The sequence below is a fragment of the Serratia quinivorans genome, from assembly GCF_946227985.1.
Lineage (GTDB): Bacteria > Pseudomonadota > Gammaproteobacteria > Enterobacterales > Enterobacteriaceae > Serratia > Serratia quinivorans_A.
The window spans coordinates 1-21,833 of the sequence record NZ_CAMKGL010000009.1 but is presented as its reverse complement, the minus strand read 5'-3'; the positions used below and the strand labels follow the sequence as shown (position 1 = coordinate 21,833).

The following is a 21,833-nucleotide window of genomic DNA, read 5'->3' as shown; positions in this document are numbered from 1 at the left end:
GATGAAAGGAAGGTATTAACAGATTTTACCGGGCGCAATGCGCCCGGTATGGGAGAGGTTACAGCTCGGCCGGAGCCGCTTTTTCCTGCGGAATATTACACCAGTTGTTTTTCGCCACGATGCCGCCGTTCGGCGAGGTATAACCGAGGCAGCCGAGAATGGTATCGAACAGTTCGACATGGCGGTGGGTCTTGCCAACCCGCTGCTGCGCCTGCAATTGCTCAAAAGCACCGCGATGCTGTGGGTCTTCCAGGAACTTGTCAGATGCCCATACCATCATTGGCACGCGGAACTGCTCCACCGGTGCCATTTCACGCGGCGTACCATGCAGATGCGAATTCTCGCCTATCGATTCGCCGTGATCGGAAGAATAGAACACAATGGCCTTCTTCTCGCGCACCTGGTCAATCACATTGGCGATAAAGCTGTCGGTATACAGCACCGAGTTATCGAAGGCGTTAACCAACTGATCCTTGGAGCAGAAATCGTCAACGCCGATACACTCCGGCTGATAGCGCGCGTAGCTGCGCGGATAACGCTGGGAATAGAGATAATGTGAGCCTTTGGTATGCAGGATCACCAGATGCTTGCCCTTTGGATAACGGGCCAGCGACTCCTTCATTTCATCCACCAGCAGCATATCGTCAACCGACTTGCCGTCGTTGCGCTTTTCGGAAGCGATCATCTCGCGGAACGAATAGTTGTTCACTTCGGTGTTGTTATAGAACCAAACCTCACTCTGCATGGCGAACAGCTCAGAGGTGAAGCCCAGATCTTTCATTACCGCGAACACGTTTTGCTCTTTCAGCGTCCGTTGCGGGTTATCTGCCGTACCGCCTTCCCGCACGAACATACAGCGCAACGACAGTTTGGTGGCGGTATCACAAGAGGTGCCGCGGAACGCCACCAGATTCTTCTCTTTGGACAGCCGTGGCGTAGTGTCACGGTCGTAGCCAAGAATGCCCATGTGATCCCAGCGCGTGGTTTCACCAATGATAAATACCACGTAGGTGTCATCGATATCGGCCGGTGCCACATAGGTAAAGTTCTTGGCCGGGTCGAACAAATTGGCCTGATCCTGACTTTCGTCATAGCGGGTGTAGGCAAACAGCCCCAACGCCGACAGCCAGTTGGATGGCAAATAGGAATGTGCGACCACGCCACCGTAGCTTGGCAAATCCACATTGGTGATTTTTTCCTGCGCGCTTTGCTCGTTATCCAGCATACGCAGCGGCAGCCAGACCAGCGCCACCACCGCCACCAGCACCACCAGCGGTTTTATCCGGTGTCCGGGCGTTTTCAGTTGCTCGATCAGGGTATAACGCAGGTTGTTTTTCCAGATGCACAGCAGCGGCAATGCGCTGAGCACCACCATCCACAGCACGAAGTGCATTCCGACCACTTCTTTCGACAGGTCGACATCGGTGGTCATCACCGACACCACAATGCCGTAGCCGATCACCACGTTGAAAAACGTCATGTAATAGCTGGCAGCCACGGAAATCAGCACCAAGAGCGAGGCGGTAATCCGGTAGAACAGCCGGCCGCCGAGCGAGACCAGCCGCATAATAAAGAAGGTGAACAGAACGATGGCGATAACCTCGGTTACCGCAGAAATAACCTTAATCCCCTGAATCCCGTGCGAAAACGAATCAAAGCGACGATAGAAAACGGAAAGGTTCAAAAAGATGCCGATATAGATCGCTAACAATAACGATAAATTCTGCTGTGATAGCGATTTAACTTTGTTCATGTAACGCGGTGGCTCCGGGGGCTTTAACAGTTCTGAAGTCTGTCAGACATTCGATGCGGCTGCAGGTTCAGCCGATCGGCAATAAGCGCTATTTTTGGGGTAAGAATCAAGAGAATTCTCAAAAAATAAGCGTTTTTGCCATTTTTTGTGCAAAGGATAAAGGGGAGCGAGACGAGAAATGGAGGGCTGAAACCCTCCATTTGTTCCGTGATATCGGCGAAAATTTACTTAACGTTAAGCGTTACATCAATATTGCCGCGGGTGGCGTTGGAATAAGGGCAGACCACGTGGGCTTTTTTCACCAGGTCTTCCGCCACGCTGCGCTCGATGCCCGGCAGAGAGATATCCAACTGCACTTCGATACCGAAACCGTTGGGGATTTCGCCAATACCGACGGTGCCGTCAATTTTGGCTTCGGCCGGGATCTTCACTTTTTCTTTCGCCGCGACAAACTTCAGTGCGCCGAGGAAGCAGGCCGAATAACCGGCAGCAAACAACTGTTCCGGGTTGGTGACTTCACCGCCCGCGCCGCCCATTTCTTTCGGCACGCCCAGTTTGACATCCAACACGCCGTCAGATGAGGTCGCACGGCCATCGCGACCACCGGTTGCGGTGGCATGAGCACGGTACACAACTTTTTCAATCGACATACATCATTCCTTCTTTCTGGTTGGAGGCAAGACGGCAATTCCTGCTGGCGGAACGTCGTCATTGGTATATCTTTCACGATTAAATCGTACGCTATATATTTAACGCTTACTTCCAGTGTAGTCCACCCGTGCCGATCCTGCGTCCGGCACGGGGTATCAAAGCTGGTTGATCAGCTTGCCACGCAGCTTTTCCAACTGCTGTTTGATATTGACGATTTCGTCAAGGCTGCAATCGGTAGCGCACATTACCGCTTCCGGTACCGACTGCGCTTTCTCGCTCAATGCACGACCGGCGTCGGTTAACGCGATAATCACCTGCCGCTCATCGGTGGTGGCGCGGTAACGCGCTAACAAACCGGCGGTCTCCAGGCGTTTCAGCAATGGCGTCAGGGTGGCGGAATCGAGAAATAGCCGTTCGCCAATGTCCGTGACCCTGATTTCGTCCCGCTCCCACAGCACCAGCATCACCAGATATTGCGGATAGGTGAGTTCAAGCTGGCTCAGCAGTTTGCGATACACCTTGTTCAGCGCCAGGTTGGCGGAGTACAGGGCAAAGCAAAGTTGCTGGTCAAGCAGCAGCAGGTTTTTCGTCGCGGGTTGTTCGGTGTTTTCGATTTTCATGTTCTGAATATAGATAGTGCGCGATGTAATCGCAAACTATTTTTTGGCCAATATGCTACCTTGTTAAAAGCAGGGGATGCCACAGCGAGGTGCTGTGTGGAGGGAAAGGACATGACAGACACTCTGACAGAGCGCGCGCGCCGCTACGCTACCAAGGCACATGCGGCTATCGATCAGCGCCGAAAATATACGAATGACGCTTATATTGTTCATCCGCAGGCGGTGATGGAAATCGTCAGCAGCGTGCCGCACAGCGAAGAAATGCTGGCCGCCGCCTGGCTGCACGACACGGTAGAAGATACACCCACCACTCTTGGCGATATCGAAAGCCATTTTGGCCCGCAGGTCGCAAGCCTGGTGGCGATGCTGACCAACGTCAGCGGCACCGGTGACGGCAACCGCTTTGAGCGTAAAAACCGCGATCGCCGCCACAGCGCCAAGGCCTCACCGCAGGCCAAAACCATCAAGCTGGCAGACCTGATCGACAACACCCGTTCACTGCTGGACTATGACAGCCATTTCGCCCAAACCTACCTGATCGAAAAACAGCGGCTGCTGGAAGTGTTGACCGAAGGTGACCCGACGCTATGGCAGCAGGCGCATCATATCGTCGAAAAGGGGCTGGAAAGGCTGCAATTGCCACCGCATAACGTCCCGGCAAGCTGGTTTGAACATGCCCGCCGGCGCTACCGGGAAAGCGATGCGGCTTAGCCGACAACCACTTCAGTGCGCAAAATAATGCATACCGCCATCCACCGGGATCACCGCCCCGGTGATATAGCGCGCTTGCGGGGAACAAAGAAACGCGGCCAGATAGGCCATATCCTCCGGCTCACCAAAGTAGCCAATCGGGATATTCTGTTTGATAAATGCCTGGCGTGCGGCCTCTGTCGGGTGCAGTTTTTCACGCACCTGCTCGCTATTAATTCGCCCGGGCTGCAGCGTATTAACCGTAACGCCTTGCGCCGCCACGTCGCCTGCCAGCCCCTTGGCCCATAGGTGCAACGCCCCCTTGGCGGCGGTGGCCGCATTCAAACTGCGCGGCTCCATCGAGCCACTGATGTTGATCACCCGTCCCCAGCCCTGCGCCAGCATCCGGGGGAGCAAGGCGTGAGTCACCCTACGCGCCGGGGTAAAGTTAAGGGCAAAGGCTTCTTCCCAACCGGCATCGCCTTCGCTCAACGTGGTTGGGCGAGCCCCGCCGACCGCATTAATCACAATATCAATGGTCCCGAAGCGCTGCATGACCTGCGACAGCATAGCGTCGAGCGATTGCGTATTAGCGACATCCGCCACGGCCACACAGGGCCGTATGCCACCGGCTTGCTCAACTTCATCTGCCAGGGTCTGCAAGCGGTCTTCCCGGCGCGCCGTCGCCACCACAATCACCCCCTGCGCCGCCAATACCCGAACCATGCCTGCGCCAATCCCTTCGCTGGCACCGGTCACCAGCGCGATACGCCCCTGCAGATGCAAATTCATAAGATATCCTAATTGAATAATTCAATCTGGTTACAAAGATAACGCCATTGAATCACGTCCCAGTCTGTGTGAATATTCCGTAAACTCGCGGCAATACTGTGCAGGAATTCACTGATGTTCGATTGGCAGGATTTAAAACACTTCGTGGTGCTGGCACGCACCGGTTCATTGTCGGCAGCGGCACGGGAGCTGGGCTGCGATCACGCCACGGTAGGGCGTCGAGTGGCGGCACTGGAGAAAGCCCTCGGCGTGCCGCTGATCCTGCGTCTGCCGCGCAGCACGCCGCTGACGCAGGACGGAAAGGTGATTGCCGGCCTGGCGACTGACATCGAAAACCAAAGCCACGCCATAGTCCGCCATGCGCGCAGCATTGGTGAAACACCGCAAACCCAGGTGCGTATCAGCGCCCCGCCGTCGATTGCCGCGCGGGTTATTGCCCCGCAGATTGCGCAATTTCACCAGACTTTTCCGCATATTACGCTGATACTCTCCGGCGAATCGGCGATCGCCGAACTGGATCGCGGTGATGCCGAAGTAGCGGTGCGTATGGTGCGTCCACAACAACCGGACCTGCTGGTGCAGCGCATCGGCATGATGCGCTACGCGCTGTATGCCACGCCGCAGCACGCTGCCCTGCCGGAGGCGGCGCGGGCCTTCATCGGTTACGATCACCATTACCAAAACCAACCGCATCAACAATGGCTGCAACAGCTGTTGCAGGGCCGTCCGGTGGTATTTCAGGCCAGCGATCTGTTCTCATTGCAAGAAGCCGCACGATCGGGTCTGGGAGCCGTAGTATTGCCGACGTTTGTTGCCGATGGCGACCCAGATATGGTTACACTGCCCACGCCAATCGCCGCACCGACCCGCGAGCTGTGGCTGGTTACCTACCCGGACTTGGCCCGCTCGACGGCCGTGCGCGCGGTAATGAACTTTCTGGCCGAAACCATCGGGGAAAAATGCCCACTGGCAGGCTAAAACATAAGACATGCTAATTTGATGCTGGACAAATCTGACGCGGCGGATTATTACTGGTCACCACAGAATGGACTTTAGGGACTGGCTGAGATCATGACTTTGCGTACTGAATTTGGACGAATTCTGATTACCGGCGCGGGCGGCCGGGTGGCGACGGCATTCCGTCAATCGGTGGGAAATCGCTATCAACTGCGGCTGGCGGAAAAAGACCTCGGGTTGCTGACCAACCTGCAGCCGAATGATGAGACCATCAGCTTCGACATTGCCGACATCGCAGCCTGCCGAGCGGCCTGCGCCGACATCGATACCGTGTTGCACCTGGCGGCCGATCCCTCTCCCGATGCGGACTTTTGCCACTCGCTGATGGATAACAATATTCTCGGCACCTTCAATATTTTCCGCGCGGCAAAAGACGCCGGCTGTAAACGCGTGGTCTTCGCCAGCAGCGCGCAGGCGGTAGAAGGTTATGCGCTGGATTATCAGATTAGACCGCAGGACGCACCAAAACCGAAAAATATGTACGGCGTCAGCAAGGCATTTGGCGAGGGCATCGCCGCCTACTTTGCCCATCAGGAAGGGCTTTCTGCGCTGTCGGTACGCATCGCCAACTTCACCACGCTGGAGCCTGGTGAACAGCTCAGCGCCCGTGATATGAGCGCTTTTCTCAGCCACCGCGACGCCGCCGATCTGCTGGAACGTTGCCTGCGCGTTGAAGGCGTGCATCATGCGGTGGTGCACGGCGTTTCCAATAATCGCTACAAGCGGCTGTCGCTGGAGGAAACCAGCCAACTGCTCGGTTACTACCCGCAGGACGACGCGTTTAGCATCCTCGGTTTCGGCTAAAGTTTGCTATCAATGCGCTGCAGCAGGTAAGGGAAAAACGGGTTGGAGGCGATGCGCATTAGCGAATCGAGACTGACCACCAACACCGAGCTTTCACCACGCGCAGCAAGCGTGCCGAGGCTAATACCAAACTCATCACGCTGCGCCGGAAAACGGCCATAAAGTGAGTCGCTGACCGGGAATGGCAATGCCACATGCGACAACGAGTAAATATCCGCTGGGTAAGTCATGCCCAGCGGCTGCTCACTTACCGTCGTTACCCCGGCTGGCGTTACGCTGGCGATCGCCTCACTGCTTTCCGGTGAGGCGTTGGCGATCACCGTGGTCTGGTAGCGGCGTGGAGGCGCAGGCAACAGTTGGCTGACCGCCGCAGCCGCGTTTGGCCGCAGCAGCGGCCCGAAGTTGACCGTACGATTGACGTCAAACAGCATCAGTTCGCTGCCGTTAGCCGGCAATTCGTTGTATAACGCGCGGATCACCGCCCGGGTGCTGACCGTGGAATCCATCACCGACTGGAAGGTCAGTATCGGCGCTAATTTATCCAGTTTGCCGTCACGCGCCGCCCGGGCAATTTGCTGTTGCAGACCGTTACTGAGCAGATAAGACTGACGCGCTCCGTTCACCGGGAACGAGTTGTATTTGAAAGGGTTAAATTCCGGCAGCACCCCGAGCCACGCGGCTTTGGCAAACGCCGGGAACACCGCAGGCCAACCGGCAATACCGGCAAAACGGGCAAAACTGGTCACGCCGATCATCGGTGAGATCAGCACCAGTCGTTGAGGTGCCGCCAACTGCGGATCGTCCAATGCATCCAGCGCGTACTTCATCGCCAGCGCACCACCGTTGGAAAAGCCCACGATATGCAGTGGCTTATCGCCCCCGGCTTTGCTGCGTGCCTCGCGCACGGCTAAACGTGTCGCCGCCAACCAGTCTTGCCATTCAATATCGGTCAACGCCCCCGGCACCGTACCGTGTGCCGGCAGGCGAATACCGACCGCCACATATCCCTGCTGTCGGTAGTTCTCGGCAATGTGCCGCAGGCTGTAAGGGGAATCGGTCAGGCCGTGCAACAGCACCACCGCACCACGCGGTTCGCCCTGTGGCAGCAGTTCATAGGAACGGTTCCAGTCATGGGCGAAGTGCTCCGGGTATATCGGGCTGCCGTCAAAGTAGCGGTTGAGCGGAATACGTTCACTGGCGGAGAGTTTGTCCGTGACGTTAGCCTTCACCTCATCAAACACCCGGCTCTCTGCGGCCAGATAGCCCTGCCAGTCGGTGTTGTCCAGCTCGGCGGCCGACAGTTCGTGCGGTACAAAGGTGTGCCAGGGCTCCAGCGCCGGGCCGCTTTGGGTATCGTAAATCCGTACCGCAAACAGCGTGAGCAGCACGGTGACCATCACTATCGTCAGCCGTTTGGTCCATTTGATTATCGCCCTGGAAGGCATGCTCACTCCTGATTTCACGGTTATCCAAGCTGCGATTATAGAAGTTAAATGCCCGCAGCGGCAGTTCAATAACGACCAATCGCTACCCGCCGATTTTTAGAACCTGCTCACAGAATCTGCATTTCCCAACCGTTTTGGCGGATAAAAATTGATCTACCCAATCAATGTTTGTAGGTTGACTGTAACGATACACTAAAACGTTACAGTGAAACCGAAGACACAAAGTATCGTACCCGTTCCCCCTGTCCCTACAGCGTTACCCCACAGGGGAATCATCTTCACCACCAGCATCGCAGGCTACCTGCGATCGGGAGCCAGGCTGATGAAATCACTGATATGCCGCTTAACGCCGCGTCTGTTTATCACACTGTTATTTATGCTGTTTATCTTGCCGCTGCGTAGCAACGCCGCCGAAGTTAACCTGCGGGTGTATTCATCACTGCCCGATGATGAATATTCCGCGCACGCCATCTGGTTTCACCGCTTCAAACAAAATCTGGACCAGCGCCTGCCGGGCAAAATCACCCTCAGCTATTTCCCGAACGGCATGCTGGGCAAAGAGGCCGATGCAGTCCAGCAGGTGCGTATCGGCGCGATCGATATGACTATCTCCGGGACCTCAATCTGGGCCACGCTGGTGCCGGAAATCGGCGTGCTGGATCTGGGTTATCTGTTCAACGACAACCAGCAACTGGGCCAGGCACTGGATGGTCAGGCGGGCCAACTGCTGAGCGCCATGCTGGCCAAGCAAAGCAATATCAAAGTGCTGGGCTACGGCTTCAGCCTGGGCGCACGCAACATTTACAGTAAAAAACCGCTGCAGACACCGCAGGACCTCAACCGAATGAAAGTACGCGTGCTGCCGGCCCCCAACTTTATCGCCACGCTGAAAAGCATGGGTGCCACGGCGATCCCGATGCCCGGCGGTGAAGTCTATTCCGCGCTGCAGATGGGGGTGATCGACGGCGTGGAACATGACGCTGCTACGGTCTACACCAGCAAGTATTACGAGATAGCCAAATACGCCACGCTGACCCGCCATATCTACAACCCGATTGTCGCCACCATCAGCCAGGCGGCGTTCCAACGCATCCCGCAGCCACTGCAAGCCGAGGTGTTGGCGGCAGCCAGCGAAGCCACGGTTTATGAACGCAAAATCGCGGCGGAAAAAGAAACTCAGGCGATGGAAAAACTGAAAGCCGCCGGCGTGACCTTTACCGAAACCGACCGCGACTATTTCCGTCAGCAAACTCTGCCGCTGCAGGCGGCATTTAGCGGGAAATATCCACAGGCCAAAGCGGTGCTGGATGCCATTCATGCCACGGCGCAGCCGTAACGCCCTTCTGGCGGAGGATATGCTATGACCCTTCCTGTAACCCTTGAAATGAGTGTGAAAAAAGTGGCCATCCTGACGCAGTTAAGCCGCGGTCTGACCCGCTTTACCGCCTGGGGTGGCGCACTGGCGCTGCTGATCAACGTGGTGGTGGTGTTCGCCTCGGTGATTTGGCGCTACGCGCTGCACAGCCCGATTGAATGGGCGGAAGAAGTGGCGCGCGCACTGATGGTAACGCTGGTGTTCTTCGGCGTCGCCACCTCCACGGGGCGTGGCCGACACATCGGCGTCGATCTGTTCCTGCGCTGGGTACCGGTGGTGGTCCGCCCCTACGTAGTACATGCCAGCCGTTGGGTGCTGGTCCTGGTGGCTCTGGGGTTAACGGTATCGAGCTTCAGCCTGGTGGGTATTTCACTACCGCAGACCACCGAACACGGCCTGCCGCAGGCGATCTTTGTGGTACCGGTATTTATCGGCGCGGCGGTGATGCTGGTCAGCGCGCTCGATCACGCCTGCCAGGCACCGTTAAAAGTGGTGTTAATCAGCGCCGCCGCCGTTGCTCTTCTGGGCGGAACGGGTTACCTCAGCCTGCATATCCCGCTGGGATTCAGCTCATTGCCCGCCGCGCTGATGCTGGCCTGCTTTATTTTGGGCATCATCTCCGGCGTGCCGATCGCCTTTACTTTGGGCATGTCGGCGATGGTGTTCTTCCTCAGCGATCCGTCGCTGCCGTTCGTGTTCTTTGCCCAGCAGGTGACTGCCGGCGTCGACCATTTCGTGCTGCTGGCTATTCCGTTCTTTCTGCTGGCCGGTGCGGTGATGGAGGTCAACGGCATGTCGTCACGGTTGGTTGAACTGATCGTACGCGGCACCGGTCGTTATCGCGGCGGCCTGAACATCACCACTATTTTGTCGGTGGCATTCTTCTCCGGCATTTCCGGCTCCAAACTGGCGGACGTCGCCACGGTCGGCGGCGTGCTGATGCCCGCGGTGCGGCGGGCGCGTCAACCGGCGGCAGAGTCTGCCGGGGTGTTCGCCGCCTCGGCCATCATGGCGGAAACCATTCCCCCCTGCGTTAACCTGATCGTGATGGGCTTTATCGCCAACATATCCATTGGCGCACTGTTCATCGCGGGACTGATCCCCGCGCTGTGCCTGTTGGTGTTACTGCTGATTGCTGCCGTGATATTCGGCAAGCGCATCAACGTCGATGACGCCTACCCGGTGCGAATGCCAACCCGCCAACTGCTGATCGGTGCCACCGTCGGGCTGGTGATGATTTTGATGATCGGCAAGGGCGTGGTGGCCGGTATCGCCACCTCCACCGAGATTTCCGCCTTCGCGGTAGTTTACGCCATCGTGGTCGGTCGACTGGCCTTTGGGGAACTGACCCTAAAAGCCACCCTGACGCTGTTTGTCGATACCGCTGCGCTGTCCGGCATGCTGCTGTTTATCGTTGCCTGCGCCACCAGTTTGTCCTTCGCCCTGACCATCGAAATGATCCCTCAGCAGTGCGCACAGCTGCTGGTCGCTATCGGTGCGGACTACGGCCCGTGGCTGTTCCTGCTGCTGTCGATTGTCATCCTGATTATCTTCGGCGCGGTGCTGGAGGGCGCTCCGGCACTGATTATCTTTGCACCCATTCTGGTACCCATCGCTACCCAACTCGGCTTTAACCCGCTGCACTACGCCATTGTGATGATTCTGGCGATGGGTTTCGGTTTGTTTTCCCCGCCCATCGGCCTGGGTCTGTACACCACCTGCACCATTTGCGGCGTGCCTATGCAGGATGTGATTAAGCCGATGGCCAAATACCTGCTGATCATACTGCTCGGCATCATCGTTATCGCGCTGTTCCCGGCGCTCACCACCTGGCTGCCCACGCAGCTGGGGTACTGATTTTCTCAAGCAAGGAGTCACACCATGTTCTCTGATTTAACCAATAAACGCGTGTTGATCACCGGTTCCACCGCCGGTATTGGTCTGGCGACCGCCGCCCTGTTCGCCCAACACGGCGCCAAAGTGGGAATTAACGGCATGCGCAGCGAGTCACCGGCAGAAATAGCCGCCTTCCCCGGTGAATGCGAGTTCTTCTCTGCCGATTTATCACGCTCCGCAGGCTGTGAAGCGCTGGTCGAAGCCTTTGTCGCCCGCTTTGGTGGCATCGACATTTTGATCAATAACGCCGGTGGACTGGGCGGACGTAACGGCCTGGAAGCGATAGACGACGAATTCTTTGATCGGGTGATGGACCTGAACTGCCGCTCGGCACTGATGGTCACCAAATTCGCTATCCCGCACCTGCGCGCCTCGGCACGCGAGAGCGGCGCTACCGCCAGTGTGATCAGCACCGGGTCCATCGCCGCACGTGAAGGCGGCGGCATCGGTGCCGGTCTGTATGCCAGCGCCAAGGCCTGGCTGCACAACATTCATCGCAACTGGGTGAAGGAGTTCACCAAAGATAATATTCGGTTCAATATCGTCTCGCCGGGTAGCATCGATACCGCCTTCCACCACGGCAAAAGTGAAGAAGTGCTGAGCAAGATGTGCGCTTCGATCCCGATGGGGCGTTTTGGCCGCAGCGAAGAAGTGGCGCCCACTTACCTGTTCCTGGCATCGCATAACTGCAGCGGTTATATCACCGGACAGATTATCGACGTCAACGGCGGGCAGATCGCGCCCTAAGGGCCTGTGACTCACTTTCGAGTGCGTGATAAAGTCGCGGTAATGGGTTAATGCAAAACGGGAATGTGATGGCGAATATACGTGATGTGGCACGTCATGCCGGGGTTTCGGTCAGTACGGTTTCCAACGTGCTGAACGGCCGGGTCGATCAGATGCGCAAGGATACGCTGGCCCGTATTGAGCAGGCGATGGCGGCGTTGCAGTACCAACCAAACCGCGCGGCGCAGCAGCTCAAAACCGGACAGGTCAAAATGCTCGGCCTGTTGGTGCCCTCGATCGTCAACCCCAGCTTCGCCGCACTGGTACGCGAAATTGAGCTGGCGGCCAAGCAAAACTACGGCTATCAGGTGCTGCTGGGTGATACCCATCGCCAGCAGGAAGAAGAGATCCGTTTTCTGGACGACCTGCTGGCATTAGGCATCCGTGGCGTGGTGGTCGCCTCCACCTTTTACGATCGCCCCCATTTCCGTGACGCCCTGAAACGCGGCCTGGTGATGATCAACTACGACGAACGCACCCTGACAGCCCCTGGCGAAACGGCGCTGCCGATCGACAGCGTGTCGATGGACAATAGCGCCGCCGGCAGCATGGCGGCCCAGCATCTGATCGCCCAGGGCTGCCAGCGTATCGCTTTCGCCACCGCCTCCGGCATGACCAGCAGCCGCGCCAACAAGATTGCCGGTTATCGGCAGGCACTGGAAGCTGCCGGGCTGCCGGTCAGGGTGATAGAAGGTAAAGCGCAGTTCGCCTACGGCGATGCCGAAATGGCCGAGTTGGGGAAAACGCTGGCCGAACAAGTCTGCCAGAGTGAACCGCGGCCGGACGGTGTTGTCGCGCTGAACGACATGCTGGCCATCGGCATGATTTCTGCCTTCCAGCGATTGGGGGTGCGGGTGCCAGAGGATATTTCGGTGGTCGGCATCGATAACATGTTTCTGTCCGAACTGTTCAACCCGGCGCTCAGCTCTGTGGCCCCTCCGCTGCGCGAAATGGCAGTGAAAATTGTCGATCGGCTGATCGGCCGGTTGGAAAACCCGGAACTGCCAGTTGAGGAGTTTTTATTTGCCCCCAGCCTGGTGCGCCGCCAGTCGGTGATTAACTCGTAGCCCCGGCGGGGCCGCCGGTCCCGCTCTCTTTCACACTGAATACCTGGCTGCGCTAACGCGCGGCGGGGTTTCGCTGCGCCCAAAACCGCAGCAGGAGAATAAAATGAATCATGAATCTTGTGTTTACTGCCATCCGACCGATGAGACCGTGCTGTGGCAAAACTCACAGTGCCGGGCAATTTTTATCGCCGACAGCCCATTCCCCGGCTGGTGTCGGGTGGTGTGGCATGAACACATCGCCGAGTTAAGCGACCTGCGTGACGACCAACGCAACAACATCATGGCGGTGGTGGCACAGGTTGAGGCGCAGTTGCGCCAATTACTGACGCCCGCGAAGATCAACATCGCCAGCCTGGGCACCGCGCTACCGCATTTGCATTGGCATATCGTCCCGCGTTACCTCGACGACTCGCACTTCCCGGAGCCGGTCTGGAGCCAGGCGCTGCGGGCATCCACGACGAAAACATTGCCGGATAATTTTATTGCGTTGATGCGGGAACGGCTGGCGCTGACGTTGGGGGAATAACAGAATGCCGGGCGATGCCCGGCATTTTTATCGCATTACGGCTTTTCGGAGATTTTGCGCAGGTATTCGTTATTTTTAAACGCAATAATGATCATTTCAAAGCAAACGCGAGTAAACACGCCGCCGATGATGATCGCGAACAGACCACGGAAAAACTCACCGTAGAACATCGCCCCAATCCCGCCAACAATAATGCTCAGCAGGCACAGCCAGTAAACACCGGTGATGATTTTCGGAGTCAGCATCGCATCAAAAAAGAAAATGTTTTTCATTGTAAATCCTTCCTTAGGCCAGTATTTAATTATCCCAGAGGTGCCGCATCGGAGCGGCAAGCCCTTTTTGTCACATCGGTAATGATAGCGAGTAACGCGACCAAAAGCGCATAGAAATCAGCAAGCCATTACATAAGGGTTGAAGATGTTTAACAAAGTTGCTCACAATTTACTCGGTGGTTTGGCGGCGTTGCTGCTGCTCAGCCAAAGCGCACTGGCGCAGGAAACGCTGATCTTTGTGCGGCATGGGGAAAAACCGGCCAACAACAGCGGGCAGTTAACCTGCAAGGGACTGAACCGCGCACTGGCACTACCGGACGTGCTGCTGAACCGCTATGGCAAGCCGGACTTTATCTTTGCCGCCGGGCCGAAAGAAGACAAGACCGGCAGTTCACTGCGGGCGCTGTCGACCATCATGCCCACCGCCGTACGGGTAGGGTTACCGATCGGCATTCAGTTCCACGCCGATGACATCAATGGGCTGCAGCAGGAACTGCTGAGCGATAAATACCGAAACTCACGTATTTTTATCGCTTGGGAACACAAGAATCTCGATAAGGCAGTGAAGAACATCGTGGCCGCACGCGGGGGCAACGCCGATTCAGTGCCCAAATGGCCGGGCAGCGACTTTGACAGCATTTTTGTGGTGACGCTGGATCAGGACAAGGTTTCATTCAGGCAGGAAAGTGAGGGTTTGACGCAGTTGGCGGAGACCTGCCCTTCGGGGGGATAATGCCAAACCGCCTTTGGCTGACGAATAGAAATGGTGAGCAGCAGCCCTGTATGATATAGGGACTAGATAAATAAGTACCCTAACGGGAAAATGAGAATTATTGCATGTTTAGAGTAATTCTATACAACTCAGGAAACGAGACTCATTGATCTGGTATAACCTAATAATTCTTAGCCTAAAGTATTATCTTACCAACCCATATGTTCACTAACCAGAATGAAAGTTCATTGTCAGCGGAATACGCAAAAAATCACGCATGGCCTGCCAGACTTTACGCCTTTGAGTCAAACGTACGTTTTGGCAACTGGCTGCCCCTTAATTTCATCCCTCGACATGGCTTTGTTTTCATCCGTAGTGTGCTTAAAATTTTTGTAGAATATCGCCAGGTAATCTAAATACCGCGATACGTTTCCGCCAATAAAAACAAGGTAATGGAATGCTTGAATTATTTGACGTCAGCTATGATGAGCTGAAAGCAACACACTCAGATGAGCTTTACCGATTGAGAAAAAAAACCTTCAGCGACCGACTGGGGTGGGACGTGGCATGCAAACTCGATATGGAGTTTGATGAATTTGATAACCCTAACACGAGTTACATTTTGGGACTGTGCCAAGGACAGTTGATCTGCAGCGTTCGCTTCACCGCCCTGAGTCAGCCCAACATGATAACGCACACGTTCCAGGCCAGTTTTGACAGTGTGTCACTGCCCCTGGTAGGTATAGAATCAAGTCGCTTTTTTGTCGACAAGACTCGGGCACGGCGGCTGCTCGGTGAGCAGTACCCTGTTAGCCAAGCTCTGTTTCAGGCAATGATTAACTGGGCACGCCACCATGAGCGTAATGGTATTCACACCATAGTGAGCCGAGCTATGCTGAGGATCTTGAAACGCTCAGGATGGCAAGTCAGCGTACTCAAAGAAGCATACCTCAGCGAACGCGAAAGAATTTATCTGCTGTTTCTGCCAACAGGGCCAGAAGACCAGGCTCGAATGGCATCGGGGATCATCACGGATCTTGGCTGCCCTGCTCCGTCGGTTATCACCTGGCCGCTGTTGTTGCCGGTGTAATCAGCTCAAGCTCAACGCCCAACCGGATAGCCTGACGGGCGTTGCTGACACCCAGTTTGACCACAATATTCCCCATATGAAACTTCACCGTACTCAAGGAAATGCTGGCGATAGTGGCAATCTCCCCATAGGTTTTCCCCATGCTGGCCCAATACAGAACTTCATTTTCTCTCGGGGTGAAGATGGGTTTGTCCTCGTCCGCATGATGCCTCTGCCGACTGGATGAGACCGACCCGGCGAGACGATACATCTGCTCATTAATATCTATCAATAACATCTGCATCGTCCCGCGCTCGGACGAAAGCCGCTCTTCCAATGCACCCTGCTTATTGTTGTCGATAATGACTGATAACAACGCCAGGTTGTTCATATGGTCATGCAGAACAAAGGTGAAGCCGTTAACGATATTGTACCGTTTGGAGAGGGAGAAGATCTTGGTGAACTTAAGATCTGACATCAGGGTGATATTTTCGTCCCATGTAAAGGGCGAAGTGCGTTTGAACGCAGTCAGTATCACCGGGTCGGTAAGCTGGAAATTGTTAACGCGGTAGAGGTCTACCCATTCATCCGGATAACTGGAAATAATAAGCACATCTGACGGATTTTTCTTTCTGACGACCGTGTAAGCGTATGCCGGGCTACCGAGTGAGGACAACTTCCTGTCGATATGGTCCCTAAGCGTTTCCGTTATTGTTTGATTTTCATTGAAGATAGAAAACATACAGGCTCCGTGGTGGTCTGGATTTTCCCTGTGATGAGAACCTGCACTTAAGTATAGGTACCGATAAGACTTAAGTACAACTTACGAATTTGGAACCACTGCATATAATAAATCCCGTTGGACGAACAGTAAAAAAAACCTGACCTGTACGGTCAGGTAGCTAAGTCAGCCAACACCAGGGAAAAATTTTCCGGTCAGACAGGATGTGCAAAAAGTCACTGCTGGCCGGAGCCTTACTTTAACACCGCTAATTTATCCTTTCAAATTCATCTTCGCCAAGGCCGCAGGTCACCAATGCATCTCCATTGGGTTGCTTTACTCTCTTAAGCAGACAAGCGACGATCATGGTCGACGATAACCTAGCTGATCAGAGGGGCGGGAATGGCTGTACGTTGAGCCTGTTTTTTCTTTCTCACTTCAAACATATTTCAATATAACAAGTATACACTTCAGAATAATAAACAACTTAAATCATATCAAAAAAACATATTTAAATTAAATGTTATCACTTTTAAAATATACATTTATTATATATTGAAACAACCTAGGGTGAAGAACGGTTAAAACTAAATAACCAACACCTGAATCTACTAATAACAAACTAATACTTTGTATTTGGCTTGTGGGATTGAATATATACCTGAACATGTAAATATCTTTCTTGGCGGGGCTAAGGGTAGCACCGCACTGATTAAGGAAAGATCATTATGGCTAAATCCCCTATCGGCACCACAGCCTCTACCGGGCACAAATGCCCTGAAAGCGGCGTCTGGACGGTTGTAGGTACACCATCAACCACCGCTCCCATTGCCAAAGGCAATACCATGCCACCCTATAATAACCAGGCTGTCACCTGGCGATTAACGCAATATGCCTAAGCCGTAAGTCACTAAGCCGCCTCCTCAGGAAGCGGCTTTTTTGTGCTGGGCTAATGGTCCAGATAGAGATAGTGCATCCAACTGGTCATGCGTAGCAGTACCTTGCGCATCACCGCCACATGCGTAAAGTGGTCGGAGTAAACTGCCACCTGCGAAAAAATTCCGTCAGGTAATTCATCGATTTCACTGTTGGGTACCAGCTCAATCACCGCCAGCACACCGTCGCTGCCGGCGGCCACGCTCAGCGATTGCAGCGTCCCTTGCGCCTGGTAAGACCCGCCGGGGACTACCGGAAGAATTCTGATCAATTTACCGGGGAATACCTGGCCGGGAAATGCATTAAACACCACTTCGGCTTCGTCACCGGCCTTAAGACGCAGCAACGAGTTTTGGCGGAACTGAGCAATGATTTGCCGTTTTTGCTCAGGAATAAACACCATCACCGGCCGCAGCGGAATTGCCGCGGCATAGGTCCCTGGACGGATCAGCACCTGTGTCACGTAACCGTCGCTGGGAGCGCGTATCACCGTTTGATCAAGATTATATTTGGCCTCCGCCAACTGCGCCCTGAGGCTAACGATTTGAGACTGTTCCCCGTTAATCACGCTGTCTAACTGACTTTTTATTTGTGCTTGCTCCGCCACCGAACCTTTTACCAGCGCATCTTGCGCCAGATAGTTCTGCCGGGCGTTATCAATATCACTTTCCGAAAATGGATTGACCTTGGCCTGGCTGCCTCTGACATAACGTTGATAGTCTTTATATAAGCGGTCACGCTCTGCACTGACCCGAGATGTGTTGGCAATAGCTTCGTCGAGCTGCCCTTTAAGCACCTGAGTATTATTAATCGCGGTGACCAAATCAGCCTGAAGTCGATTGACCCGCGCCTGATAGCGTATGGGATCTAATTTAAACAGCACTTCACCTTTTTTTATTAATACGTTTTGCTTCTCGGTAACTTCGCTAACCACGCCCGTCACCTGTGGCGTAATAGGGATTGAGATAACCGCTTTCTGCGCCAAATAAGTATAGGGGTGGTTATAATTCATTAGCAGAATTAATGCGCCAATTAAAAACACTCCGCCTAATGCAGCCGTGGGCACGGTCCATTTATTGACCGGTATTTTGAAAATTTTAAATATAGACCAGGCAAAAGCAACATAAGTCAGGATAATGAGCAGATCCATGGTGGCTACTCCGAAGGCGGCGTTTTATGATCAACCAGTTTCAACTCCAGCTCCGCCACACGTTGCTGCAACTGTGCGAACGACGCCTCCTGACCTTGCATACCCCAACCACGCTCGGGGCGATATAAAGTAGCCCATATCCATAAAAATGGCCAAATCACATGCAGAGTAAATAAGCTTACCCAGCCCGCGACATGGATAGCATCGGCATGCGGGTGGTTGCGTGCCTTGGCAATAAGATAGGGAATATCATGCAGAATAATAATCCCATAGAAAATAATAAGGAAAACCAGAATAAGTACACCCAACGCGAAGTAATTAAGAAACATAACTGCCTCTCATTTGCGGAACCCGTGTTCACTGGTAAAGATAGACGCGTTTTTAGCTCTTTGTGCTAAAACTGGGTAAGTTTATTTCGGCGGGTGTACCTTATAGAAAATGAACCAAAAATAGATAACAACGACACTTTGATTTTATGGAACTTTTGGGTTTAAGCGAAAGATCCGTTATCGCTCTAACGAGTAGCGCAAACCATCCAGTAATAATGATTATTATTAAAGGTAAACTCATTCAAAACCTGGAGCCCCAGTTTACGCGTATGTGCTGCATAAGATCGTGGGTTAATTTTATTCACAAATGTGACCAAAACATCAAAACGCGATGACATTTGTTTTAATGCAAACGCAAACAGCGCTTCAAGCACCCCGCTACCCCGAACCGAAACGTCGACACAGATCGGCCCGTATTGGTAGGAGTTCTCCACCGTCAACACCTGGCCGGCAAACTCACATTCTCCCAATCTGCCAATCATGTGCTCAAACAAAGGCCAGGGCGCCCAAAACCGCCAGGAAGCGGCCATCACGAACGCGACAATTTTCCCTTCTTGCCTGGCGACAAACAGCCCTTGTTCTTGTTCAATCAACGCGACCATTTGTTCATAGGTCAGTAAAGTGGTCACAAAACCATCTTTTTTGTCTTCCTCACTGATGGTTGCTACCTGGTACCGCTTGAGCAGTTCAGTCACTTGTTCAATATCAGCCACATTGGCCACACACAATTCCATGCAAACCTCCTCGAAAGTCGAAAATAGCCCAGTTTTTTTAGAAATTTATCATTGCAGTAAAAATTAATTCTCTGTATCCCTTCAAAGTTATCCTTTGATAAATAACGAACGGCTCAGTCACAGAATATAGACCTCGGTCATTCACCCATTCGAATTGAAAAAGGTTCTGCGAATGAACACGTTGAATTCATTATTTCTAAGCCTTGCTAGCTAAACTACTCTCAAAGTAATCTGTTTTATACGTACAGATCAGAGCGATATGGAGTGGAACAGATGCCGATGGAGCAGACGGAAGCGGGGAGACAGGGCAGCCTGTACCGTCAGATTGCCGAACAGATAAAGCAGGCAATCCACGCGGGATTTTTACCTGCCAATGCACGTTTGCCGTCGGTAAGAACGCTGGCCACTCAATACAACATCAGTCTGACAACCGCACTTAAAACCTTGCGTACCCTGGAAGATGAACATTACGCCGTAGCCAAACCCAAATCCGGTTTTTTTGTCGCACCAAGGCAGCATTCGCTGCAAAAGCGCGACGCTATCGTGGAACAGCCACGTGAGATTGCGCCGCTGGATGAACAAACCGAATTGCACATGGCAATGGTGGGGGAAGATTGCCGCGTTCGTCTGGATCTGGCTAATGGTGATAGCTCTTTGTACCCCATCAAAAAGCTGAGTTTGATCATGCGCCAGCTTGGTTATAGCAAGCCATTTTTGCTCGGTGATACGGTCAAAGGCTCCGGCTATGCACCGTTAAAAACAGAAATCGCCCGACGAGCGATAGACTATGGCTGCAATATTAATCCGGATAACATTTTAGTGACCAACGGCTGCGTGGAGGCACTGTCGCTCTCGCTGCTTGCGACAGTGAAACCGGGAGATGCGGTTGCCGTTGAATCGCCCTGCTATTTCGTTTTATTGCAAATGTTGCGTCAGCTCAAACTGCGCGTGATTGAGGTTGAAACGGGTAACGAAGGCTATGTGGATAGTGAAAAGCTGGTTGCGCTGTTCCAGAGAAAAGCGGTGAAGGTGTTTGTCACCCTCGCCAATGTTAATAACCCACTGGGCAAAACCATACCGAACGAGAAAAAAGCGCACATCGCGCGGCAGGCCGATGAAAACGATGTGATCATTATTGAAGATGACACCTTTGGCGACATCGCCTTTGGTGACCAACGGCCATTTCCAATGAGGGCCTTTAGCCCCAATGTCATCCTGTGCAGCGGTTTCTCTAAAACCGTGGCGCCAGGCGTGCGTGTCGGTTGGGTTCACAGCAACCATTACATGCGAAAAATCACCTCGCTGAAATATACCTCGACCATGGGCTCACCCATATTGCCGCAGGCAACCATTGCCGAATTACTGAGCAATGGCGGATACGACGCCCATCTGCGCAAACTCAGGCATAAGTTGGCTAACCTGGTGAACAAAATCCGTCAGGTAGTGCTACGCGTATTCCCCCCGGGCACAAACGTCTCTGAGCCTGAAGGCGGCTATGTGCTGTGGGTGGAAATGCCGAAGAATACCTTGAATGTACGTACGCTGTTTATCAAAGCGCGCAATGCCGGGATCGGCATCGCCCCCGGGCATATTTTTGCCACGGATAACCGCTACGATCACTGTTTCCGACTGAATGCAGGCTTTGGTTATAACGATGAGGTTGAGCAGGCGATCGCCCTGCTTGGGCAATGGTGTTCTCAATCACTTTTGGGGAATGAAGCAGATTGATTGGCAATAACAGGAGTGATAAATCAAAACCATCCAATCGATATTTAATTCATTTTCATTATAAATAGTAACTTTTATACAGCTCACTCTACCGATGATGTCGATTTTTATGAAAAGTTAGCTGAATGGGAAGCGTTTTATAACTGTCATCGTCCCCATTCAGCACATGATGGAAAAACACCCTATGGGGTGTTAAAAACTAAAGCTGGTCTTTAATATCACATGTCCACAGAGGTCCTGACTGACACAACTCACAATGTTTCGCTATATGTGGGAGGGGGCCCTATCAATGAGTACGCATCCCCTTTTTATGACGCAATCCGAGATAATCCGATTGGCCGAACCTGAGCCTTTAACATAATCCCTGTTCTGTTTGAAGCAGGGATTACATACAAATCAGTTTATTGGTGTCTAAGTGGCATTGTTAAATGGGCATTAATGCAACAATATAACTCCATTGCTCTCCGGGCTACTAACTCTTATTGTTTAAAGCAAGGGGTTTTTTTAATGATTCGCAAAATGTTACGGCACGAAAACGAGACGCATTACTTGCCGTGTAATGTACTGTATGTTGAATATTTCTATGGCCGAGATAATCTTGTATTAATCGTGTGTCCAAACCATTATCTGAATAGACCCGGGTTTTATAGACACTTTTTTGCCTCATAATAGAGGCTTAATGAAGGAGTGTTTATGTCAGCCAAAAATTTCACTGAAGAATTCAAAATTGAAGCCGTAAAGCAGGTCACTGAGCAGGGAT

The 21,833-nt window shown here is 53.4% G+C and carries 22 protein-coding genes and 1 pseudogene; 12 read left to right on the top strand and 11 right to left on the bottom strand.

Features of this window, described 5'->3' with window-relative positions; translation table 11 throughout:
- Positions 1-58 precede the first annotated feature (58 nt).
- From eptB to OCH02_RS19235, 3 genes are all read right to left on the bottom strand, one after another.
- A complete protein-coding gene (gene eptB, locus OCH02_RS19245; protein ID WP_261432567.1) occupies positions 59-1,753 on the bottom strand; it encodes a kdo(2)-lipid A phosphoethanolamine 7''-transferase in 1,695 nt (564 codons plus the stop codon).
- Between the two features lie 224 nt (positions 1,754-1,977).
- Positions 1,978-2,403, bottom strand: coding sequence for an organic hydroperoxide resistance protein (locus OCH02_RS19240; RefSeq protein ID WP_004934114.1), 426 nt, complete (start codon positions 2,401-2,403; stop codon positions 1,978-1,980).
- Between the two features lie 156 nt (positions 2,404-2,559).
- Positions 2,560-3,024: a MarR family winged helix-turn-helix transcriptional regulator gene (locus OCH02_RS19235; protein ID WP_261432566.1), complete on the bottom strand. Its 465-nt coding sequence runs from the start codon at positions 3,022-3,024 to the stop codon at positions 2,560-2,562.
- A gap of 111 nt (positions 3,025-3,135) precedes the next feature.
- Here OCH02_RS19235 and OCH02_RS19230 point away from each other — a divergent pair, with 111 nt between their 5' ends.
- Positions 3,136-3,735, top strand: coding sequence for an HD domain-containing protein (locus tag OCH02_RS19230; protein WP_261432565.1), 600 nt, complete (start codon positions 3,136-3,138; stop codon positions 3,733-3,735).
- A 12-nt stretch (positions 3,736-3,747) separates the two neighbouring features.
- Here OCH02_RS19230 and OCH02_RS19225 read toward each other — a convergent pair whose 3' ends face one another.
- A complete protein-coding gene (locus OCH02_RS19225; protein ID WP_261432563.1) occupies positions 3,748-4,506 on the bottom strand; it encodes an SDR family NAD(P)-dependent oxidoreductase in 759 nt (252 codons plus the stop codon).
- A 114-nt stretch (positions 4,507-4,620) separates the two neighbouring features.
- Between OCH02_RS19225 and OCH02_RS19220 the strand changes: the two genes are divergently transcribed.
- Both OCH02_RS19220 and OCH02_RS19215 read left to right on the top strand, forming a co-directional pair.
- Positions 4,621-5,484, top strand: coding sequence for a LysR family transcriptional regulator (locus tag OCH02_RS19220; protein WP_261432562.1), 864 nt, complete (start codon positions 4,621-4,623; stop codon positions 5,482-5,484).
- A gap of 93 nt (positions 5,485-5,577) precedes the next feature.
- Complete coding sequence (locus OCH02_RS19215) at positions 5,578-6,327, top strand: NAD-dependent epimerase/dehydratase family protein (protein WP_261432561.1); 750 nt, start codon at positions 5,578-5,580, stop codon at positions 6,325-6,327.
- Here OCH02_RS19215 and OCH02_RS19210 read toward each other — a convergent pair.
- Positions 6,324-7,772, bottom strand: a complete 1,449-nt coding sequence (locus tag OCH02_RS19210) for an alpha/beta hydrolase (RefSeq protein WP_261432560.1) — start codon at positions 7,770-7,772, stop codon at positions 6,324-6,326. The genes OCH02_RS19215 and OCH02_RS19210 overlap by 4 nt on opposite strands.
- Positions 7,773-8,094: 322 nt before the next feature.
- Here OCH02_RS19210 and OCH02_RS19205 point away from each other — a divergent pair, with 322 nt between their 5' ends.
- The 5 genes from OCH02_RS19205 (at position 8,095) to OCH02_RS19185 (ending at position 13,422) form a co-directional block, all read left to right on the top strand.
- Positions 8,095-9,108 carry a TRAP transporter substrate-binding protein gene (locus tag OCH02_RS19205; protein ID WP_261432559.1) on the top strand — a complete coding sequence of 338 codons (1,014 nt, stop codon included), beginning with the start codon at positions 8,095-8,097 and terminating at the stop codon, positions 9,106-9,108.
- A 24-nt stretch (positions 9,109-9,132) separates the two neighbouring features.
- Entirely contained in the window at positions 9,133-11,004 is a 1,872-nt protein-coding gene (locus OCH02_RS19200; RefSeq protein ID WP_261432558.1) for a TRAP transporter large permease subunit, read from the top strand.
- A 24-nt stretch (positions 11,005-11,028) separates the two neighbouring features.
- A complete protein-coding gene (locus OCH02_RS19195) occupies positions 11,029-11,790 on the top strand; it encodes an SDR family NAD(P)-dependent oxidoreductase (RefSeq protein ID WP_261092969.1) in 762 nt (253 codons plus the stop codon).
- Between the two features lie 68 nt (positions 11,791-11,858).
- Positions 11,859-12,896 (top strand): LacI family DNA-binding transcriptional regulator, encoded by a 1,038-nt coding sequence (locus OCH02_RS19190; protein ID WP_261432557.1) that lies wholly within the window; start codon positions 11,859-11,861, stop codon positions 12,894-12,896.
- Positions 12,897-12,999: 103 nt separating this feature from the next.
- Positions 13,000-13,422, top strand: coding sequence for an HIT family protein (locus OCH02_RS19185; RefSeq protein ID WP_261432556.1), 423 nt, complete (start codon positions 13,000-13,002; stop codon positions 13,420-13,422).
- 35 nt (positions 13,423-13,457) lie between these two features.
- Here the strand turns inward: OCH02_RS19185 and OCH02_RS19180 are convergent, their stop codons facing one another.
- Positions 13,458-13,694, bottom strand: coding sequence for a DUF4282 domain-containing protein (locus OCH02_RS19180; protein ID WP_012004591.1), 237 nt, complete (start codon positions 13,692-13,694; stop codon positions 13,458-13,460).
- A 145-nt stretch (positions 13,695-13,839) separates the two neighbouring features.
- Between OCH02_RS19180 and OCH02_RS19175 the strand changes: the two genes are divergently transcribed.
- Together OCH02_RS19175 and OCH02_RS19170 are read left to right on the top strand one after the other, a co-directional pair.
- Entirely contained in the window at positions 13,840-14,427 is a 588-nt protein-coding gene (locus OCH02_RS19175; RefSeq protein WP_261432555.1) for a histidine phosphatase family protein, read from the top strand.
- A 436-nt stretch (positions 14,428-14,863) separates the two neighbouring features.
- On the top strand, positions 14,864-15,496 hold the full coding sequence (locus tag OCH02_RS19170) for an acyl-homoserine-lactone synthase (protein ID WP_261432554.1): 633 nt from the start codon (positions 14,864-14,866) through the stop codon (positions 15,494-15,496).
- Here the strand turns inward: OCH02_RS19170 and OCH02_RS19165 are convergent.
- On the bottom strand, positions 15,468-16,217 hold the full coding sequence (locus OCH02_RS19165; protein WP_176979968.1) for a LuxR family transcriptional regulator: 750 nt from the start codon (positions 16,215-16,217) through the stop codon (positions 15,468-15,470). The two genes, OCH02_RS19170 and OCH02_RS19165, sit on opposite strands and share 29 nt — an antisense overlap.
- Positions 16,218-16,924: 707 nt before the next feature.
- Between OCH02_RS19165 and OCH02_RS19160 the strand changes: the two genes are divergently transcribed.
- Positions 16,925-17,095 carry a hypothetical protein gene (locus tag OCH02_RS19160; protein WP_176979969.1) on the top strand — a complete coding sequence of 57 codons (171 nt, stop codon included), beginning with the start codon at positions 16,925-16,927 and terminating at the stop codon, positions 17,093-17,095.
- A gap of 50 nt (positions 17,096-17,145) precedes the next feature.
- On the opposite strand, the gene OCH02_RS19155 is transcribed toward OCH02_RS19160, so the two are convergent.
- From OCH02_RS19155 to OCH02_RS19145, 3 genes are all read right to left on the bottom strand, one after another.
- Positions 17,146-18,282, bottom strand: coding sequence for an HlyD family secretion protein (locus OCH02_RS19155; RefSeq protein WP_261432553.1), 1,137 nt, complete (start codon positions 18,280-18,282; stop codon positions 17,146-17,148).
- 5 nt (positions 18,283-18,287) lie between these two features.
- Positions 18,288-18,611, bottom strand: coding sequence for a DUF3302 domain-containing protein (locus OCH02_RS19150; RefSeq protein WP_261432552.1), 324 nt, complete (start codon positions 18,609-18,611; stop codon positions 18,288-18,290).
- Between the two features lie 185 nt (positions 18,612-18,796).
- Positions 18,797-19,345: a GNAT family N-acetyltransferase gene (locus OCH02_RS19145; protein ID WP_261432551.1), complete on the bottom strand. Its 549-nt coding sequence runs from the start codon at positions 19,343-19,345 to the stop codon at positions 18,797-18,799.
- A 273-nt stretch (positions 19,346-19,618) separates the two neighbouring features.
- On the opposite strand from OCH02_RS19145, the gene OCH02_RS19140 reads away from it, so the two are divergent.
- On the top strand, positions 19,619-21,073 hold the full coding sequence (locus OCH02_RS19140; protein ID WP_261432550.1) for a PLP-dependent aminotransferase family protein: 1,455 nt from the start codon (positions 19,619-19,621) through the stop codon (positions 21,071-21,073).
- A 472-nt stretch (positions 21,074-21,545) separates the two neighbouring features.
- Here the strand turns inward: OCH02_RS19140 and OCH02_RS19130 are convergent.
- Positions 21,546-21,704, bottom strand: a pseudogene (locus OCH02_RS19130) (tyrosine-type recombinase/integrase); the annotation flags it as partial.
- Positions 21,705-21,833: the final 129 nt, after the last annotated feature.

Coding starts and splice junctions, on each gene's coding strand:
- eptB (WP_261432567.1), bottom strand. CDS start 1,753: ATGAACAAAGTTAAATCGCTATCACAGCAGAATTTATCGTTATTGTTA.
- OCH02_RS19240 (WP_004934114.1), bottom strand. CDS start 2,403: ATGTCGATTGAAAAAGTTGTGTACCGTGCTCATGCCACCGCAACCGGT.
- OCH02_RS19235 (WP_261432566.1), bottom strand. CDS start 3,024: ATGAAAATCGAAAACACCGAACAACCCGCGACGAAAAACCTGCTGCTG.
- OCH02_RS19230 (WP_261432565.1), top strand. CDS start 3,136: ATGACAGACACTCTGACAGAGCGCGCGCGCCGCTACGCTACCAAGGCA.
- OCH02_RS19225 (WP_261432563.1), bottom strand. CDS start 4,506: ATGAATTTGCATCTGCAGGGGCGTATCGCGCTGGTGACCGGTGCCAGC.
- OCH02_RS19220 (WP_261432562.1), top strand. CDS start 4,621: ATGTTCGATTGGCAGGATTTAAAACACTTCGTGGTGCTGGCACGCACC.
- OCH02_RS19215 (WP_261432561.1), top strand. CDS start 5,578: ATGACTTTGCGTACTGAATTTGGACGAATTCTGATTACCGGCGCGGGC.
- OCH02_RS19210 (WP_261432560.1), bottom strand. CDS start 7,772: ATGCCTTCCAGGGCGATAATCAAATGGACCAAACGGCTGACGATAGTG.
- OCH02_RS19205 (WP_261432559.1), top strand. CDS start 8,095: ATGAAATCACTGATATGCCGCTTAACGCCGCGTCTGTTTATCACACTG.
- OCH02_RS19200 (WP_261432558.1), top strand. CDS start 9,133: ATGACCCTTCCTGTAACCCTTGAAATGAGTGTGAAAAAAGTGGCCATC.
- OCH02_RS19195 (WP_261092969.1), top strand. CDS start 11,029: ATGTTCTCTGATTTAACCAATAAACGCGTGTTGATCACCGGTTCCACC.
- OCH02_RS19190 (WP_261432557.1), top strand. CDS start 11,859: ATGGCGAATATACGTGATGTGGCACGTCATGCCGGGGTTTCGGTCAGT.
- OCH02_RS19185 (WP_261432556.1), top strand. CDS start 13,000: ATGAATCATGAATCTTGTGTTTACTGCCATCCGACCGATGAGACCGTG.
- OCH02_RS19180 (WP_012004591.1), bottom strand. CDS start 13,694: ATGAAAAACATTTTCTTTTTTGATGCGATGCTGACTCCGAAAATCATC.
- OCH02_RS19175 (WP_261432555.1), top strand. CDS start 13,840: ATGTTTAACAAAGTTGCTCACAATTTACTCGGTGGTTTGGCGGCGTTG.
- OCH02_RS19170 (WP_261432554.1), top strand. CDS start 14,864: ATGCTTGAATTATTTGACGTCAGCTATGATGAGCTGAAAGCAACACAC.
- OCH02_RS19165 (WP_176979968.1), bottom strand. CDS start 16,217: ATGTTTTCTATCTTCAATGAAAATCAAACAATAACGGAAACGCTTAGG.
- OCH02_RS19160 (WP_176979969.1), top strand. CDS start 16,925: ATGGCTAAATCCCCTATCGGCACCACAGCCTCTACCGGGCACAAATGC.
- OCH02_RS19155 (WP_261432553.1), bottom strand. CDS start 18,282: ATGGATCTGCTCATTATCCTGACTTATGTTGCTTTTGCCTGGTCTATA.
- OCH02_RS19150 (WP_261432552.1), bottom strand. CDS start 18,611: ATGTTTCTTAATTACTTCGCGTTGGGTGTACTTATTCTGGTTTTCCTT.
- OCH02_RS19145 (WP_261432551.1), bottom strand. CDS start 19,345: ATGGAATTGTGTGTGGCCAATGTGGCTGATATTGAACAAGTGACTGAA.
- OCH02_RS19140 (WP_261432550.1), top strand. CDS start 19,619: ATGCCGATGGAGCAGACGGAAGCGGGGAGACAGGGCAGCCTGTACCGT.